Origin of the sequence: Mucilaginibacter sp. SMC90 (genome assembly GCF_022811725.1) — a bacterium.
Classification (GTDB): domain Bacteria; phylum Bacteroidota; class Bacteroidia; order Sphingobacteriales; family Sphingobacteriaceae; genus Mucilaginibacter.
Genome location: NZ_CP094527.1, coordinates 5587951 through 5605049, shown reverse-complemented (window position 1 = coordinate 5605049; position 17099 = coordinate 5587951). Strand labels below are relative to the sequence as shown.

Genomic DNA, 17099 nt, shown 5'->3' with positions numbered 1-17099 from the left:
TTATAAACCGGAATTATATTCTTTTCATGAAAGAACCTATACGCGTAGATTTGCTCGAGAAATACATTAAAGGTGATTGTACTGAAGCCGAAATAGCTTTGGTGAGGCAATGGTATTTCAGTTTTGAGCATGAAAAAGATCATGTTTCGGATTTATCGCCTGCCGAAGAAAAGCAACTGGAAGAAAATATCTATTTCAGTATTATCAGTAACCTTAACCTTGTGCAGCCGGAGCAACCCCAGGAGCAACCAAAGATTGTGTCGTTCCGCAGGTGGTATGCCGCTGCTGCTGTTGCCGCTGTTGTTTTTGCCCTGTCTGCTGTTGCTGTTATTTATACCAAAAAATCAAAAGAGCAACAACTTGCTGTAACACCGGTAAGTGATGTACGCCTGTTTAACATTACCAATAATACCGGTCATATTTACAAAGTTACCCTGCCCGATAGCAGCGCTGTTTGGCTAAACCCATCAGCAAAAATCAGCTATCCCAATGTGTTTGCTGCCGATTCGAGGCTGGTAAGCATATCTGGAGAGTGCTTTTTTGAGGTAACTAAAAATCCTCAGCGTCCTTTTATTATCAGCAGCCGCTCAATAGTTACCAAAGTTTGGGGTACCAGTTTCATGGTGCGGGATAATGAACAAAGCAATGTAGCCGATGTATCTGTATTAACCGGTAAAGTTTCGGTGAGTGCCAAGGTTAATGGTAAAACCAATACCATCACAACAAAACTCACTAAAGATGAAGTGATGATCTATCCGCATCAAAAGGCGGTTTATCTGAATGATAAACATACGCTAACTGCACAGGCTGTTGAAGAAAAATCAGCGGTAAAACAGTATCAGCGAACCCGTTTGGTGTTTGATAATAAGCCTCTTAAGGATATTATACCCGTGCTTGATTCAAGCTATAACCTAAAAATAAAAGTTAGCAGCGAGAAGCTGAACCACTATATCCTGAATGCCGATTTTGAAGGTTTTAATTTACCGGATGTGCTTGACGCGCTTAAAAAATCGCTGAATATTGATTACACTATCGTGAACAACCATATAGAACTAAAATAACCAACCATATTAAACACTCAAAATTATAAGATGTACAAAAAACTACAAACCTAAAGAAGAAAGCAAAACAACTCCGAAATGATCTGCAAAAAAAAACTTAGAAGTGTTACGAGCACCCCTAAGTTTTAAGGATCAAAAGCCCGTTCCGCTAAGAACACCTCAAGGAGGTGTGCGGGCTATTAATTGTCTCATTTTTAACAAAGAAACATAACAAATATATGAATTTTCGTTTACGAAGGCCCATTCCATGGGGTAAAATCATGAAGATCACTTTTAGCCAGATCCTGATAGCAATAATGGTAAGCAGCATTGCTTATTCAAGCCCAATTAAAGCGCAGGGTATACTTAACAAAAAGGTAAATGTTACGCTCAGCAACACAACTATGCTGGAGGCTTTGCAGTACCTTCAAAAAAACAACAATGTAAAGTTTATTTACAGCGCCAGCTCACTGGATGCTGATAAGCACTTTTCATTAGATGTAAATAATGAAACATTAAAAACCGTACTTGACCAGGTGTTTAAAAGCAACGGCATCAATTACGATGTAATGAACGACAGGATAGTGCTTGAAAAAAAGGTTGCTAACACACCAGCTGTTAACGCTACCGAGCCTGGGGTTGTAATTACCGAGCAGGCCGAAGCTAACGTTACCATTACCGGTAAGGTTACCGATAACACAGGCTTGCCTGTTCCGGGTGCTACCATTACAGAAAAGGGCACTACAAACGGCATCACTGCCGGTGCCGACGGTGGCTTTAAACTGTCTGTTGCCGGTCCGCAATCGGTTATCGTGGTACAGTTTATTGGTTATGCAAAACAAGAAATTGTTGTTGGCAGCCAAACTGTTATCAACGTTGTATTAACCGAAGATGTTAAAGCTATTAACGAGGTTGTGGTTGTAGGTTACGGTACGCAAAAACGTACTACTGTAACCGGCGCTATCAGCAGTGTTAAAGCCAGCGATCTGCAGGATCAGCAGGTAACCCGTCTTGACGATGCTTTACGCGGCCGTGTAACCGGTGTTAGCGTGGTACAAAGTTCAGGCTCACCTGGTTCAACACCGCAGATCAGGGTGAGGGGTGTTACTTCGCGTTTAAACAGCGATCCGCTTTACATTATTGATGGTGTTACTGTTGATAATGGCGGCTTAGACAACATCAACCCTAACGATATCGAATCAATGGAGGTGTTGAAAGATGCATCTGCTGCTATTTACGGTTCCCGTGCATCAAATGGTGTAATCATCGTTACTACCAAAAAAGGTAAAAAGGGCGATGCTGTAATCTCTTATAACGGTTATGTTGGTTTCCAGTCACCTGTTAGCAAAGTGAAACTTGCTAATGCTTCACAGTATGCTACTTTAAGAAACGAAGCTGCAGCTAACGACGGTAAAGCGGCTATTTTCTCTAACCCTGCATCTTTAGGTACAGGCACTAACTGGCAGGATGAGATCTTTAGCAACAGTGCTTTGATCCAAAACCATAACCTGAATATTAGCGGTGCAACTGATAAGGTTACCTATTACACTTCGTTTGGTTACCTTGATCAAAAAGGTGTGATCATGCCTGATATTTCTGGCTATAAGAAATTTAACTTCACTGTTAATACTACTTATAAGTTGAAAAAATGGCTTACTGTTGGTGAAAACTTCACCTATGCCTATACAAAAAATAAAAACTTTGGTAATACCAATAGTGTATTTGGCGGTCCGTTAAGCTCAGCTTTAAACCTTGACCCACTAACACCAACGGTAGTAACGGATGTAAATTCACAACCTAATGCCAACGTTTACACTAATCCAAACAATCGTATTGTAAGGGACGGACAAGGTTTACCATATGGTATTTCAAACTACGTAGCACAGGAAATTACTAACCCGCTGGCCTACGCACAAACCCGTTTGGGAAATTATAATGATGCAACCAATTTGTTGGGTAGTGCTTTTGCCGAAATTGAACCTATTCAAGGTTTGAAGATCCGGTCGCAGATAAGCGCTAAGCAAGCATATTATGGTGATGATGCCTTTACGCCACTTTATTATTTAAATGCGGCCTCAATTTCATCAATAACTAACCAAACTACCAGCTATAACAGAAACCTTACCTGGAACTGGGATAATACAGCTACTTACACTCGCTCGTTTGGTAAAAACAACTTTACTGCCTTAATTGGTACAAGTGCGCAAAAAACAACAGCCTCAGGTATCCAGGGCGTATTTACAGGCGAGCCAGTAAGTACACTTGCCGATGCTTCTGTAAACTTTTCGTTGCCGGCAGCAAACAGGCTTGTTAACCCGTCTCTTGCTTTAGATGCAGTTCAGCCACACACTTTGGCTTCAACTTTTGGTAGGATCACTTATGATTATGATCAGAAATACCTGTTCTCTGGTATCATCCGCCGTGATGGATCTTCACGTTTTGGTAGCAACCACGTGTACGGAATGTTCCCATCAGCGCAAGTTGGTTATGTAGTAACACGCGAGGATTGGTTCCCTAAAAATACATTTGTTGATTTCTTTAAACTGCGTGCTTCTTATGGTATAGTAGGTAATGAAATGGCGCTTGGCCCGTTCCGTTACGCTGCCATTGTTGCCAGCGGACGTAATGCCGTGTTTGGCGATCAGGTTAACATTGGTTACAGCCCTGCTGCACCGCCAAACCCTGATTTGAAATGGGAGCAAACTCAAACCTCTGATATTGGTTTTGACGCTACATTGTTCAACAACCTTAACGTAACTTTTGACATTTATAAAAAGCTTACTAAGGATATGTTGCAAACTGTGCAGCTTCCAACCTATGCAGGTTTCTCTGACCAGCCATCGGCCAATACCGGTACCATGGAAAACAAAGGTGTGGAGTTAAGTCTTGGCTATTCAAACAAGATAGGCGAATTTAGTTACAATGTTGGCGGTAATATATCATACAACCATAACGAAGTGTTAAGTGTTGGTAACCTGATAAGCTACCTGCCGATTGGTACCGTACAAAGTTCAACTTATGAAATTGGACGCTTTACTACCGGTCAGCCTCTTGGCGAATTTTATGGTTTCCGCGAGTTAGGCGTATTTCATTCACAAGCCGAAATAGACTCTTACACACGTAATGGCCAAAAGATCCAGCCGGATGCTAAACCTGGCGATTTTAAATGGCAGGACACTGACGGTGACGGAAAAATTACACAGGCCGACCGTCAGTTCTTAGGCAATCCGCTGCCTACGTTTACTTATGGTATCAACCTGAGCGCTAACTATAAAAACTTTGATTTTAAATTATTTGGTCAGGGTGTTTGGGGCAATAAAATTTATCAGGCTTACCGCAGGTTGGATATAGCAACAGCTAACTATCCTATTGAAGCTTTAAACGCCTGGACGCCGCAAAATGCTTCAAGTAATTACCCTCGTTTAAGCGATGTTGATGGCAACCAGAACTTTAAAAACCCATCAAATTTTTACCTGCAAAACGGTGCTTACTTCCGTATTAAAACCTTGCAAGTGGGTTATACCCTGCCTAAAAACATCCTTAACGCTATTGATGCGAAAAAAGTCAGGATATTCCTGAGCAGCAACAACCTGGTAACCGTAACAGGTTATAAAGGATATGATCCTGAAATAAGCGGTGGTATTGATATGGGTATTTACCCTCAGGCCCGCACATTTATGGCTGGTTTAGATATTACTTTATAATAACGATATACTATCATCATGAAATCAAAATATATATATACTGGTGCTGTTTTATTAGGATTAGGCACTTTGGTATCCTGCAAAAAGTCATTTTTGGAACTACATCCAAAAGGTGAGTTTCTGCAATCAGATTATTATGCCAATCCCGATCAGGCACTTACAGCGGTAGTGGCCGCGTACGATCCGCTGGTAACAGAAACCGGTGGTATTGATAATACCTATTCTTCTCCACTGGGCGCGCTTAACTCAGCATCTGATGATTGCTACGCAGGTGGTGGCGGCCCTTCAGATATACCAGCATGGCAAGCCATTAATAACTACACCATGTCGCCAACTGTTGGCCCGCACAATCAATTTTGGGCTATCAATTTTCAGGGTGTTAACCGTGCCGATGTATTGCTTGAGCAATTGCCTACAGTACCGGGTTTAAGTGCTGATCTTTTAAAAAGATATACAGCCGAAGCTAAGTTCTTACGTGCACATTATTATTTTGACCTGGTAAGGTTATTCAAAAATGTGCCTTTGATTTTGTCTACACTAAATCTTACCAATGTGTATGATCAGGTACAGGCAACTCCTGAGGCCGTTTACGCACAAATTGAAAAAGACCTCACCGAGGCTATTCCTGATCTTCCGGCTACTGTGGTATCGGGTGAAAATGGCAGGGTAACACAACCTGCCGGTCAGGCTTTGTTAGGCAAGGTTTTTCTGTATGAGAAAAAATGGGCTGATGCTGCTACCTGGTTAAATAAAGTGAATACTAATCCAAACTATTCATTGCTGGCTAAATATGGCGATATATTCAGCGTTAACAATAAGTTTAACAAAGAATCTGTTTTTGAATTGGTTCACTCTGGTACACAAAGCTATACCTGGAACAACTGGGATCAGTTTAAATCTAACGTTTATGTTCAAACCATTGGTGTAAGAAGCTATAACGGACCTATTTACCTGTCAGGCTACGGCTTTAACCCGGTAACTACCCAATTAGCTACCGCACTTAAGGGCGACCCGCGTTATGGTTACACTGTTGTAAATATTGATAGTTTAACCAAAGCTACTAAAGGAAGTTACGAGCCAAGCTACCAAAACACAGGCTACTTTATCCAAAAGTATGCCCCTACAGCAGCTAACAAAATCACTACAGGTACTACCGAGTTAAACTGGCCTAACGATTACATCGAGATCCGTTTGGCAGATACCTACCTGATGGAAGCTGAAGCCGATTTAAATGGTGGCGGCGCACAGGCACGTGCACAAACTTTATTAGACGCTGTACGTAACCGCGTTGGTTTAGCATCAAAACCTGCTACGCTCCAAAATATATATGACGAGCGCAGGCTTGAGCTGGCCACAGAAGGTCACCGCTGGTTTGACCTTGTACGCTGGGGCCAGGCACCAACTGTATTGGCATTTAAAGGCTTTAAAGCCGGTGTTAATGAGATATTGCCTATACCATTGAATGAAACTACCAACGGTAGCAAAATCAAACAAAATCCGGGCTATTAATTTAACCCGCTTAAATAGTAAAAAGGCTGTCATGTTACATGGCAGCCTTTTTATCTTTATATGGAGGGGCATTACATTGGCCCTTCTGTTTTTACAAGTACTATTATGCTTAAGCAGCGCACATTCTTTTTGGCTTTATTGTTACTGATACCTCTGAGTTTTTTGCTGGTTCAGTGTTTTAACGATAAACCGCAGGATCCGCGGGATGAGGTTTTTGCCGGATCGGCAAGTTGCCAAAAATGCCATAAAGATGTTTACGACAGCTACCTGCATACAGCGCATTATCTGTCTTCCAGGCCAACCTCTTCCGAAATTGTGCACGGCAGTTTTGATGCTCAGCATAATATCTTACAATACGCAGATGGCACTGTTGTAAAAATGGAAAAGCGCAACGGTGAGCTTTACCAGGTAAGTTACACTAATGGTAAAGAAGCTATTGCCCGTAAAATGGATATTACCTTCGGGGTAAGCAAAGCCCAAACTTATATATACTGGCAGGATAAGCAGCTATTTGAGTTACCGGTATCTTATTTTAACACGGTACACGGCTGGGCAAACAGTCCGGGATATGATGGGAATAAGCCTGATTTTAACAGGCCGATATTGCAAAGATGTTTTGAGTGCCACGCATCATTCATCAGGCGGGCACCGCAACAAAACATGGATATGCAAAACCGAAGGGTTGAGTTTGAGCCTGCGTCTATCATTTATGGTATTGATTGTGAACGTTGCCACGGCCCTGCTGCAAATCACGTTAATTATCACGAAGCTTATCCGGAGGAAAAGCAGGCCAAATATATCATCCGTTTTGCATCGCTTACCCGTGCACAAAAAATGGATGCCTGTGGTGTTTGTCATTCCAGCAGTAAACAGGCTTTTCAGCTGTCTACTTTTAAATTTAAGATGGGGGATACCCTTGCCCGGTTTAAAGAGCCCGATTATTTGAATATACAAACCAATGCAGCTTCGCTTGATGTGCATGGCAACCAAAACGGGCTGCTCACCGCCAGCAAATGTTTTATAATGAGTAATATGGATTGCAGTACTTGCCATAACACGCACGTAAACAATGGCGGTAACCTTGCCCTGTACTCAAAAAAATGTATGAGCTGCCATACCGAAGCTAATCATAATCTTTGCAAGGTTGCGCCGAAGCTAAGTGCTGTCATGCAAAACAATTGTATAGATTGCCACATGCCGCTTAAACCCTCAAATACCATTGCGGTAAATGACACTTCGGGTAAAAGCTCGTCGCCGTACATGGTACGCACCCATCGTATTGCCATCTATCCAAATGAAACTAAAAAGATCCTCGCGTTTTTAAGAGCTAAAAGCTAAAGGTGGAAAGCTCGAAGCCAGATCGGCCTGGATAATCATTTATTAGCCTTCTGCTTTAAGTTTTTTATAAAGGTGACTACGATCACTTTTTAAACGTGCTATGATCATGGCACAGGAGCCCAATACCCACCATCTTTGTATCATTAAAAGATAACAATCATGGCAACTTTAAAAATAAATGCTCCAGAATGGACCGCAGCAAATACCAATACAGCTAACACCAAAAACAACAATATTGGGAATAAATTAATGGCTTTTGCCGATAGTCAAGCCCCTAACAGAACGGTTTGGTTCATGTTTTCACTTATTTCACAAGGCGTGCTTTTTTTACCGGTACCGGCTTTCCTGCTTTACTATTATAATGCCCCGATAGCAGTACTGGCAGTAACCCTTGTATTATTCTTTGCCAACATTATTGCCGGCATGGGCGGCTCTGGTATCCGTACGCTGCTTGGCTTTTTTGCAACCAGCGTTTTGATACATATCACCATGTTGCTGGTATTCATATTATAAATATCGCTTATTTTACCCCTAATTTAAATAATGTGCTAAAAAGCCGCCGGTTTCGCTCCCGGCGGCTTTGTCTTGTTAGGATAAAACAAAAATGGATTGTGAAAAACACAATCCATTTTTGTTTTAATGTTGTTAGATGTAATTAAGCGTAAGTAACCTCTAAGGTAATTGGCACGCTCAGTGCTTTTGAAATAATGCAATTAGCTTTAGCACCTTCGGCAATCTCTTTAAATTGCTCTTCAGATACACCATCAATTGCTGCTCCCTTTAATTGCAAAAGGATACCTGTAACCTCTAACGCCTGCATGTCAAGGTCAAGGATGGCATCTGTGGCTAAATCGTTAGGAGTGAACCCTGCTTGTGTTAACGCGGCGCTAACTGCCATTGTGAAGCAGCCTGCATGAGCGGCAGCCAGCAACTCTTCCGGGTTGGTGCCAACACCATCGGCAAAGCGGGTTTTAAATGAATACTGTGTTTTGTTTAATACAGTGCTTTGGGTAGAGATCTCTCCCTGGCCAGCTTGTAATGTTCCGTTCCAATGGGCGTTTGCTGTACGTTTCATAGTGTGTTGTTTTTGTGTATTTAGTTCATAGTTTATGGTTCATTGGTTGGCTTATAGTTAATAGTTCATAGCCAATTAAACTATTACCCACATGTTTAGTGCCATTTAGCGCGCTCGTATTGTACCGGCCACTTTATTTCCTCGCCAAGCTCATGTGCCGCACGTAAGGCAAAATGCGGATCGCGGAGCATTTCTCTTGCAAAAAACACCAGATCAGCACGCTCATTTTTTATAATGTCATTCGCCTGGTCCGATTTGGTGATCAAACCAACCGTACCTGTAAGTATACCGCTTTCTTTTTTAACTTTCTCAGCAAATTCAACTTGATAACCTGGTATTAATGGAATTTTAACATTTGGGATATTGCCGCCTGTTGAGCAGTCTACAAGGTCTACGCCTTTGTCTTTTAAAATTTTGGACAGGGCTACCGAATCGTCGGCAGTCCAGCCGCCTTCAACCCATTCGGTTGTCGAAATTCGTACAAACAGCAAGTTTTCTTCTGGCCAAACTTCTTTAACACTTTCTATTATTTCGAGCAGTAAACGGATGCGGTTTTCAAAACTGCCGCCATATTCATCTGTACGTTGATTGCTGAAAGGTGAAAGAAACTGGTTAACCAGGTAACCATGAGCACCATGCAGTTCAATCACCTGGAAGCCTGCTGCTACAGCCCGTACGGTAGCTGCTTTAAAATCGGCTTTTATTTTTTCAATCCCTGCTTTATCCAACGCTACGGGCGGTTCTTCATTTTCAGTAAAAGAAATTGCACTTGCCGAAAAACTTTGCCAGCCATTAGGCTGATCGGCAGGGATCTGTTTACCACCGTTCCAAGGCTCCTGGTGGCTGGCTTTGCGGCCGGCGTGCGCCAGTTGTGTACCCGGTACAGCTCCCTGAGCCTTGATAAAATCAGTGATCTGTTTTAGTTTTTCAATGTGTTCATCTTTATATAAGCCCAAATCGGCAAAAGTGATACGGCCTTCAGGAGATACCGCTGTGGCTTCGGTAATGATCATTGCTGCACCGCCGGTGGCAAAACTGCCAAGGTGTACCAGGTGCCAGTCATTAGCAAAGCCATCATGGCTTGAGTACTCGCACATAGGTGATACTACGATGCGGTTTTTTAGTTCGATGTTTTTTATTTTAAGGGGAGAAAATAGTGTAGACATACTGTTTGTTTTTACAAATATGCTTAAAACAAGCAGTGTGCAGGTACGGTTTTTGTAAAATAACGGGGACGATAATAAAATGATATTACGGTGAGTTTAGCAGCCGAAAACTTGTCTGAAAGCAGAATTTACAGAATTATGGAATTTCAGAATAGTGTCATTCTTAAGTGCCAAATTTTGCGGCATGTAGTAAAATATTACTTTTACCCGCATGTCTACTATAACAACACGCTTAGCAACCTTTAATGATATCCCCGAATTGCAGGGACTAATAGCACTTTCTGTGCGCGGTTTGAGTACTGATTATTATGATCAGCAACAAATTGAAAGCGCTATCAAATACATTTTTGGGGTAGATACCCAATTGGTTACCGACGGCACTTATTTCGTTGCCGAAATAGATGGTGTTACTGTTGGCTGCGGTGGCTGGAGCAAACGTAACACTCTTTATGGCGGCGACCAGCACAAGGAAACTGAAGACCCATTACTCGATCCTGATCATGATGCCGCAAGGATCAGGGCATTTTTTGTCCATCCTGATTATGCCCGCAGGGGTATAGGAAGCTATATCATGAAAGTTTGCGAAACCGCTGCACAGAGTAACGGCTTTAAAAGCCTGCAGTTAGGGGCAACACTACCGGGTGTGCCGCTTTATGAAGCTATGGGCTATAAAGCTATCGAAAACATTGATCAGCCTATGCCGGATGGTGTGATACTTCCTTTGGTTAAGATGTTCAAGGCTTTATAGCTTAGGGATAGATACAGGTTTAATATTAAACTGTCTTTTTCGGCGTTATAACTAAAATCGGGCCCGCAATCATGTTCAGGAAAATACTGGTATCCATAATTTTATTGATAACCGTAACATCGGCATACGCCCAAACGGCCGATGATACTTACAATAAATATCTCGATTTTAACCTGGCACGCTTACAAGGCGAACAGGATAAGGCGATGGACCTGTCCCGGCAGATCATGCAGGATACTGCTAAGTTAGCCGCCAAAGTGAAAATCAATTTTTTCAACTCGCTGGCCAAGCTTTATGAAGACGATAATCAAAGTGTAAATGCAATACCTTTATACGAGCGCGTTGTTGCTGCCGAACCTGATTATTATGTAGCTCATCGGGCTTTGGGGTATCTGTATCTCAAAAACTTCCCGGATGCCGATAAGGCTTTGAATAATCCGTCAACAAACGCTGAATATATTAAGGCTGCGAAGATGGCTTTGCCCCAGCTGGAGAAAGCCCAGGCCTGCGACGCGGACGATAACACCCTTGTACTGATCAAAACACTTTATAAAAATATAGGGGATGATACCGGATTAAACGGGCTGGATAAGCGTTTAAAAGCTTTGAAAGTGAAGTGTGAGGATATTTTGAGTGATTAGCGTAAAAGGTGATTAGTATAAATTATGTCATTGCTGAGGAGCCTGCAGAGATAGTGGCTTGGGGCGACATTGCAATCACATGCTATACAGGGCGAATATGCTTCCGCGCGATTGCCACGTTGCTGCAATTAGGTGAGTTGGCTATTCTGCTTCTACTTCTGCCTAAAACTATCTCCAATAAATGCCAGGGCATCAGTGATGCCGGTACGCCAGTAGGTCCAGGTGTGGGCACCATCACGGATGCGGAACTCATGCGGTACCCTCTTTTCTGTTAAAGCGATGTGCAGCAGGCTGTTGCCTTTACTCAGTGCATCGTCATCGCCGCAATCTATCCAATACCTGACGCCTTTAAGCTCGTCGGCTGTTTTGCTTTGTACAAGTCCCAATATAGAGTTGGCCTGCCAGGTTGCATTAAGGCGTTCCTTGCCTTTAAGGTCCGGGCCGAATACTTTACTGTAAGCCTCTTTCCAGCGGTCGTCTGTCACGGCCATAAAGTCTTCGTCGCTGCGCACTGCGGCGCTTAAAGCTGCCGCAGCCGAAAACATATCCGGGTGTTTAATACTGTACTCCAGCGTCCCGAACCCACCCATAGACAGACCGGCCACACCGCGGTATTGTTTAGTACCTTTTATGCGGTATTCCTTTTCAATAAATGGTATAAATTCTCTAAAAAAGAAATCTTCATAGCTTTGTTTTCCATTGTAAGCGTTGATGTACCAGCTTGTACCGGCATCGGGCATAACAATGATCATAGGGGGGATGGTACCATCGGCAATAGCTTTATCAGCATAACGGTTGATCTCACCAAATTGCAGCCAGCCGGTGTGGTCATCACCGTAACCATGCAGCAGGTACACCACCGGGTAAGTGCGGTTTGATGTTTCATAATCGGCGGGCAGATATATCGTGTATTTTACGTTATGGTTTAAAATATCACTTTTTGCGTATTGTTCTTCAACTACCTTTCCGTTAGTTTGCGCAAACGTATTTACAGATATCAGTAGTAAACACCCCAGCAAAATCCTTTTTATAGTACTCATATTATTGTTTCTTCAATCGAATTACCATTTGCATATCTGCACATCTGAAATCTGCACATTTACTACTTCTGCCTGAAACTATCACCAATAAATTGCAGGGCATTGGTGATGCCGGTTCGCCAATAAGTCCAGGTGTGGGCACCATCGCGCACGCGAAATTCATGCGGCACATTTTTTTCGGTAAGGGCAATGTGCAGGAGGCAATTGCCTTTGCTCAAAAAATCATCGTCACCACAATCAATCCAATATCTTACGGCTTTTAATTCGTCGGTAGTTTTGGTTTGTACCATGTTTAAAACCGAGTTGCTTAGCCAGGCATTATTCAGCCTGTCTTTTCCCTTTAATCCCCGGCCGTAAAGCTGCCCAAATATCTTTTCATAAGTATCATCAGGAGTACTGGCAAGCTGATCGTCGGGGAATACTGCAGCACTTAAGGCAGCGCCTGCAGCAAACAGGTCGGGGTGTTTAAGCGTGTACACCAATGTTCCGTAGCCTCCCATTGAAAGACCGGCTACCCCACGGTATTTTTTTTCGGCCTTAATGCGGAAAGCCTTTTCAATATGCGGCATAAACTCTTTGAAAAAGAAGTCTTCATATTTTTCTTTGCCATCGTACGAGTTGATATACCAGCTTGAATCGGCATTAGGCATTACGATGATCATCGGCGGAATTGTACCATCGGCAATGGCCTTGTCGGCGTAACGGTTAACCTCACCAAATTGCAGCCAGCCGGTATGGTCATCGGTATAGCCATGCAGCAGATAAACTACAGGGTAAGTGCGGTTGGCTGTTTCATAATCGGGGGGAAGGTAAATGGCATAGTTTACATTGCGCTTTAAAATTTTGCTTTTTACATATTGCTCTTCAAGCACCTTGCCCTGCTGTGCAAACAAATTGAAGCTGCTTATCATCAGCATGAGCAAAAAAACGGGTTTAAGTATTTTCATAAGTGCGATATTTCAGGTTTAAAAATTAAGCGCTTTACCTTGTTGTGGATATATCAGGTTTAATTGTAATTTATTGGCTTCCTTTAGCTCAACTTTGATTTTGCTGATGCTGGCAGCAGGTGGTTTAAGATGCGTAACCACAATGTTTAAGCCTTTAACTGCATCAGTGCCTGTAAGAGAGGCAAGCTTGTCCATTTCGGTCATTAACCATTTTGGTGTGAGGTGCCCAAACAGGGTTTTATCCGGCTGCTCATTAGGGAAAGACACCTCAATTAAAATTGCTTTTAATTTTTTGCTTTTTACAAGTGGGGCAACGGCCTGCCACAGGTTTTGCATATTGCTGCTTTTTTCTATTTCGTCGGGTCCGGTATCTCCGAGGTACAGGAGATAACTATCCTTACTGCTCACCAAAAAAGCAGTACTTGTTAAATTAGAGTGACTAAGTGGAAAAGCCTGCACTTTAAGTTCCGTATTTTCTACAGGAATTTCGGTACCGGGTTCCAATACTTTGTACCTGTATTTTTTGAGGGCTGGTGTTTCGCCCTGATCGGCAAAGTTGGCCCAGCTTTTCCAGGTAAAATAATGGGTTTTTATGGTTTCAATGCAGTCGTTAAGTGCATAGATGTTTTTGGTGCTATCCTCGGGCGAGTTAATGATAAGCCCTGCAATATGGTCAAGATGTGAATGGGAAATGAAATACCCTTTAATATATTGCCTTAGCACTACACTTGCAGGTACAGTAAAACTTTTGCGGGCCACCGCTTTTTCAATGCCGAAATGCAATGTGCCGGCATCGAGGCATATATAATTATTGCTGCCTGCTGGAGCAAGCATATAGGCCGATAAGTTACTTTCATCAATGCCTCCAAATACACCTAAAGGTACCAGCCTGAAAGCTGAACCGGAAGTGGTTTGTGCCAATACTATTACAGGGAAAAGGAAAATATATAGAAACGACAGTAATTTACGCTTAAAATCCATCCTTAGGTAGTTTAGCTTTTTTAAGGTGCTACGCTACTAAATTAAGGATATGCCTAAATAATCAAAGTAAAATTGCCGTTGTTTTTATGAACAGTCATGGTACCGGTTACATAACGTAACGTGTTTTAAGACAGCGTTCGCAAAAAAACTTGCGGATGGGAAGCCAAAATAAAGTTGTTTTTAATAAAAAGCCGCGCTTACGCCTGTTTTTTAACGGTTCGTTGCACTTTTTACATTTATAAATAGCATGTGGGGTATCTCTTACAATTTCCATTGTCAGGGGCATCAATAGTTTCCGTAAAATTAAAAGGTTAGTTTATTTAAACGAAAGTTTACAGATTTTGGTTAACCCCTTTTTGAAATTTATTCGGTTTTCATAGCCTTGGCTGCTGATTTTTTATACTCATAGTCGCCGCCCAGCAGGTATCCCCATGGTTTAAGCGTTTCAATGCGGTCAAATATGATCTTGAATATGGCAATTACAGGAATAGAAAGGAACATTCCCGAAAGCCCCCAGATCATTTCGCCCAAAATGATACCTATAAAAGAGATGAGTGCGTTAAGCCTTACCTTTGAACCAACTATAGTAGGCAGTAAAAAGTTGGCATCAACCGCATGGATGCCAATAACGCTTATGGCCACCGTTATGGTGTTACTAAGGCTTCCTGTAGCAAACGTTATCACCGTGCTCAATAGCAAAGCAGTGAAAATACCGATATAAGGGATGATATTAAAAAGCCCCACAATGATACCCAGTAATGCCGCATATTTGATACCTATCATCCAAAAAACGGTAATGGCTACACCGGCAACTATTACCATCTCCAATAACAGGCCTAATATGTACTGTCGTAAAATGCTTTGAATGTTTTCAACAATGTCCATTACCACGTGCTCATTTTCATCCCTGAAAACCCATACTATAAAACGGATAAGCAAACGCCTGTATAAAAGGATAAAAAAAGTGAAGATCAGGATGAAAACATAAAACAGCATTAATGACGAAATTGCGCCGAAAGTGGTGCCCAGCACATCAGTGCCTGATTCCATTAACTTTTTAGCAGTATCATCAACGTAGGCCATCTGTTTGGCTGCATTCACATGAAAAGCATGCTGGATCCATTCCTGCAGGTCTTGTATTGATTGCTTTACCTGTTTTTGGAGCATAGGCCAGTCATTAGCCATGTTTGAGATCTGCGAGCCAACAAGGTATAAGATTCCGGCAATTACGCCGACCAATAATAGTATTGAAACCAGCGATGCCATGCTGCGTGGCAGTTTTATTTTACTTTCCAGGAAATTACAAACAGGAAGCAGTAATATGGCGAATATGAAACCAAAGATCATAGGATCGAGCAGGTCCTTTCCCATAATAACCAGGTAGCCCAGGGCCATAAAACCGATAAGTACTAAAGCAAGACGTTCGTAAAATGGAGCTAAGAGTTTTTTTGTTGGCATATAGGTAAATGTAGGGGTATTTATGATGGCTTAACACGCAATTATTCCAGATGTTTTGAAGATAAGAAATAATTGGAAACAGACCTGTCAAAAAGTATCAAACGTTGAAAATGTTGATTGCATGCTAATTGACAAATAAGTTAGTCCTTTATTTTGGCAAATATTTTGCATTGTAATATTATCATTTACTTTAAAATTAAAGCCATGGCAAAGTATTCAGAAAAGGCCGGAGAAAAGGTTGAGAAAACCATGCACGAAATGAAGGAAGGCAAGCTGAAAAGCGGCAGCGGTAAAAAGGTAACCAGCAAAAAGCAGGCGATAGCAATAGGGCTCTCCGAAGCACGGAAAGCAGGCGCTAAAGTGCCTAAAAAGAAAAGTTGATAAAGAAATATCCTGCCGAAACAAGGTGATTTGCTCATCATGTTTAGGCAGGTTCATTATTTTATTTTTTTAATGTAAACGCATCGATGATATCCATTAGCGTTACAGCCTCGTCAATGGAGCAGGGGTTTGGCCCTTCGCCCTTAAAGTAGGCTACTATTTTAGTGATAAACGGTTGCTGGATATGTTCAGGATGGGTAATGGTTATGGTATCTTCGCCTGTTTCGGTTTTCCAATTGATATAATTGCCGAAAAATGGGAAAGTGATTTTTCCTTTTGTACCAATGATCTCGCAGCTATCGGTAGTTTCACTTTCGGCTACGTTGAAACACCAGGAGCCGTTTACCACCACTTTATTTTTAAACAGGATCTGCCCGCAAACGTGGTCATCAGCAGGTGTTGAGTTTGATTGATTTAGCGAAAAACCATGATACATTTCAGGCTCGCCAAAGTAATATAGCATCAAATCGAGCTGATGCGGGGCAAGATCATGAAAGTAGCCACCGCCTGACAGCTCAGGTTGTACACGCCAGTTGGTTTCCACATCGGCTACCAAACCCGGTTTGCGGCTTTGCCACATCCTGATCTGTACGGTACGGATTTCGCCTACCAGTTGTGTATCTATCAGCTCCTTAACCTTTAAAAACATAGGTAAAGCCCGGCGATAATGAGCAACTGTAAGTTTTGAGCTGCTTTCCTTTACAGCTGCCGCCATGGCTTTTGCTTCGGCCGAATTACGCGTTACCGGTTTTTCAACGTAAACATTTAAACCCTTGTTTAAGGCAGCAATAGCGTAATCAAGGTGTGAGGCAGGCGGTGTAGCTATATAAACAGCATTCAACTCCGGATCGTTCAACAATTCACCGGCATCACTGTACCATTTGCCCACGCCATGCCGCGCAGCGTAATCGGCTGCTTTTTCTGCATCGCGGCGCATCACGGCCACAAGTTTACTTCCTGCTACTTTTTTGAATGCCGGCCCGCTCTTTTTTTCGGTTACATTGCCGCAGCCTATAATGCCCCAATTTATTGTGCTCATATTGCTTTCTAAATTCCCTTGATTGGGATTTG

15 protein-coding genes are annotated in these 17099 nt (G+C 42.3%); 8 read left to right on the top strand and 7 right to left on the bottom strand.

Annotated elements, in window-relative coordinates; all coding sequences use genetic code 11:
- Nucleotides 1–26 precede the first annotated feature (26 nt).
- The 5 genes from MTO98_RS23210 to MTO98_RS23190 all read left to right on the top strand — a co-directional run bounded on the left by MTO98_RS23210 (nt 27) and on the right by MTO98_RS23190 (nt 8104).
- Nucleotides 27–1061 (top strand): FecR family protein, encoded by a 1035-nt coding sequence (locus MTO98_RS23210; protein WP_243481365.1) that lies wholly within the window; start codon nt 27–29, stop codon nt 1059–1061.
- Nucleotides 1062–1321: 260 nt separating this feature from the next.
- A complete protein-coding gene (locus tag MTO98_RS23205) occupies nt 1322–4744 on the top strand; it encodes a TonB-dependent receptor (protein ID WP_243481364.1) in 3423 nt (1140 codons plus the stop codon).
- Nucleotides 4745–4762: 18 nt separating this feature from the next.
- The gene (locus MTO98_RS23200; RefSeq protein ID WP_243481363.1) at nt 4763–6253 is read left to right on the top strand and encodes a RagB/SusD family nutrient uptake outer membrane protein; all 1491 of its coding nucleotides are present in this window, start codon (nt 4763–4765) and stop codon (nt 6251–6253) included.
- Nucleotides 6254–6358: 105 nt separating this feature from the next.
- The gene (locus MTO98_RS23195; protein WP_243481362.1) at nt 6359–7591 is read left to right on the top strand and encodes a cytochrome c3 family protein; all 1233 of its coding nucleotides are present in this window, start codon (nt 6359–6361) and stop codon (nt 7589–7591) included.
- 159 nt (nt 7592–7750) lie between these two features.
- Nucleotides 7751–8104, top strand: a complete 354-nt coding sequence (locus MTO98_RS23190; protein WP_243481361.1) for a hypothetical protein — start codon at nt 7751–7753, stop codon at nt 8102–8104.
- A 142-nt stretch (nt 8105–8246) separates the two neighbouring features.
- On the opposite strand, the gene MTO98_RS23185 is transcribed toward MTO98_RS23190, so the two are convergent.
- Both MTO98_RS23185 and MTO98_RS23180 read right to left on the bottom strand, forming a co-directional pair.
- Nucleotides 8247–8666: an OsmC family peroxiredoxin gene (locus MTO98_RS23185; protein ID WP_243481360.1), complete on the bottom strand. Its 420-nt coding sequence runs from the start codon at nt 8664–8666 to the stop codon at nt 8247–8249.
- A 95-nt stretch (nt 8667–8761) separates the two neighbouring features.
- Nucleotides 8762–9832 carry an NADH:flavin oxidoreductase/NADH oxidase gene (locus MTO98_RS23180; RefSeq protein ID WP_243481359.1) on the bottom strand — a complete coding sequence of 357 codons (1071 nt, stop codon included), beginning with the start codon at nt 9830–9832 and terminating at the stop codon, nt 8762–8764.
- A gap of 211 nt (nt 9833–10043) precedes the next feature.
- Between MTO98_RS23180 and MTO98_RS23175 the strand changes: the two genes are divergently transcribed.
- A complete protein-coding gene (locus MTO98_RS23175; protein WP_243481358.1) occupies nt 10044–10580 on the top strand; it encodes a GNAT family N-acetyltransferase in 537 nt (178 codons plus the stop codon).
- A 71-nt stretch (nt 10581–10651) separates the two neighbouring features.
- Nucleotides 10652–11221, top strand: coding sequence for a hypothetical protein (locus tag MTO98_RS23170; RefSeq protein ID WP_243481357.1), 570 nt, complete (start codon nt 10652–10654; stop codon nt 11219–11221).
- A 152-nt stretch (nt 11222–11373) separates the two neighbouring features.
- On the opposite strand, the gene MTO98_RS23165 is transcribed toward MTO98_RS23170, so the two are convergent.
- From MTO98_RS23165 to MTO98_RS23150, 4 genes are all read right to left on the bottom strand, one after another.
- Entirely contained in the window at nt 11374–12261 is an 888-nt protein-coding gene (locus MTO98_RS23165) for an esterase family protein (protein WP_243481356.1), read from the bottom strand.
- 62 nt (nt 12262–12323) lie between these two features.
- Nucleotides 12324–13208: an esterase family protein gene (locus tag MTO98_RS23160; protein WP_243481355.1), complete on the bottom strand. Its 885-nt coding sequence runs from the start codon at nt 13206–13208 to the stop codon at nt 12324–12326.
- An 18-nt stretch (nt 13209–13226) separates the two neighbouring features.
- Nucleotides 13227–14189, bottom strand: coding sequence for an MBL fold metallo-hydrolase (locus tag MTO98_RS23155; protein ID WP_243481354.1), 963 nt, complete (start codon nt 14187–14189; stop codon nt 13227–13229).
- Between the two features lie 363 nt (nt 14190–14552).
- The gene (locus MTO98_RS23150) at nt 14553–15647 is read right to left on the bottom strand and encodes an AI-2E family transporter (protein ID WP_243481353.1); all 1095 of its coding nucleotides are present in this window, start codon (nt 15645–15647) and stop codon (nt 14553–14555) included.
- Between the two features lie 204 nt (nt 15648–15851).
- Here MTO98_RS23150 and MTO98_RS23145 point away from each other — a divergent pair, with 204 nt between their 5' ends.
- A complete protein-coding gene (locus MTO98_RS23145) occupies nt 15852–16028 on the top strand; it encodes a DUF6496 domain-containing protein (protein WP_167335440.1) in 177 nt (58 codons plus the stop codon).
- A gap of 61 nt (nt 16029–16089) precedes the next feature.
- Here MTO98_RS23145 and MTO98_RS23140 read toward each other — a convergent pair whose 3' ends face one another.
- Nucleotides 16090–17067, bottom strand: a complete 978-nt coding sequence (locus tag MTO98_RS23140) for a Gfo/Idh/MocA family protein (RefSeq protein ID WP_243481352.1) — start codon at nt 17065–17067, stop codon at nt 16090–16092.
- Nucleotides 17068–17099: the final 32 nt, after the last annotated feature.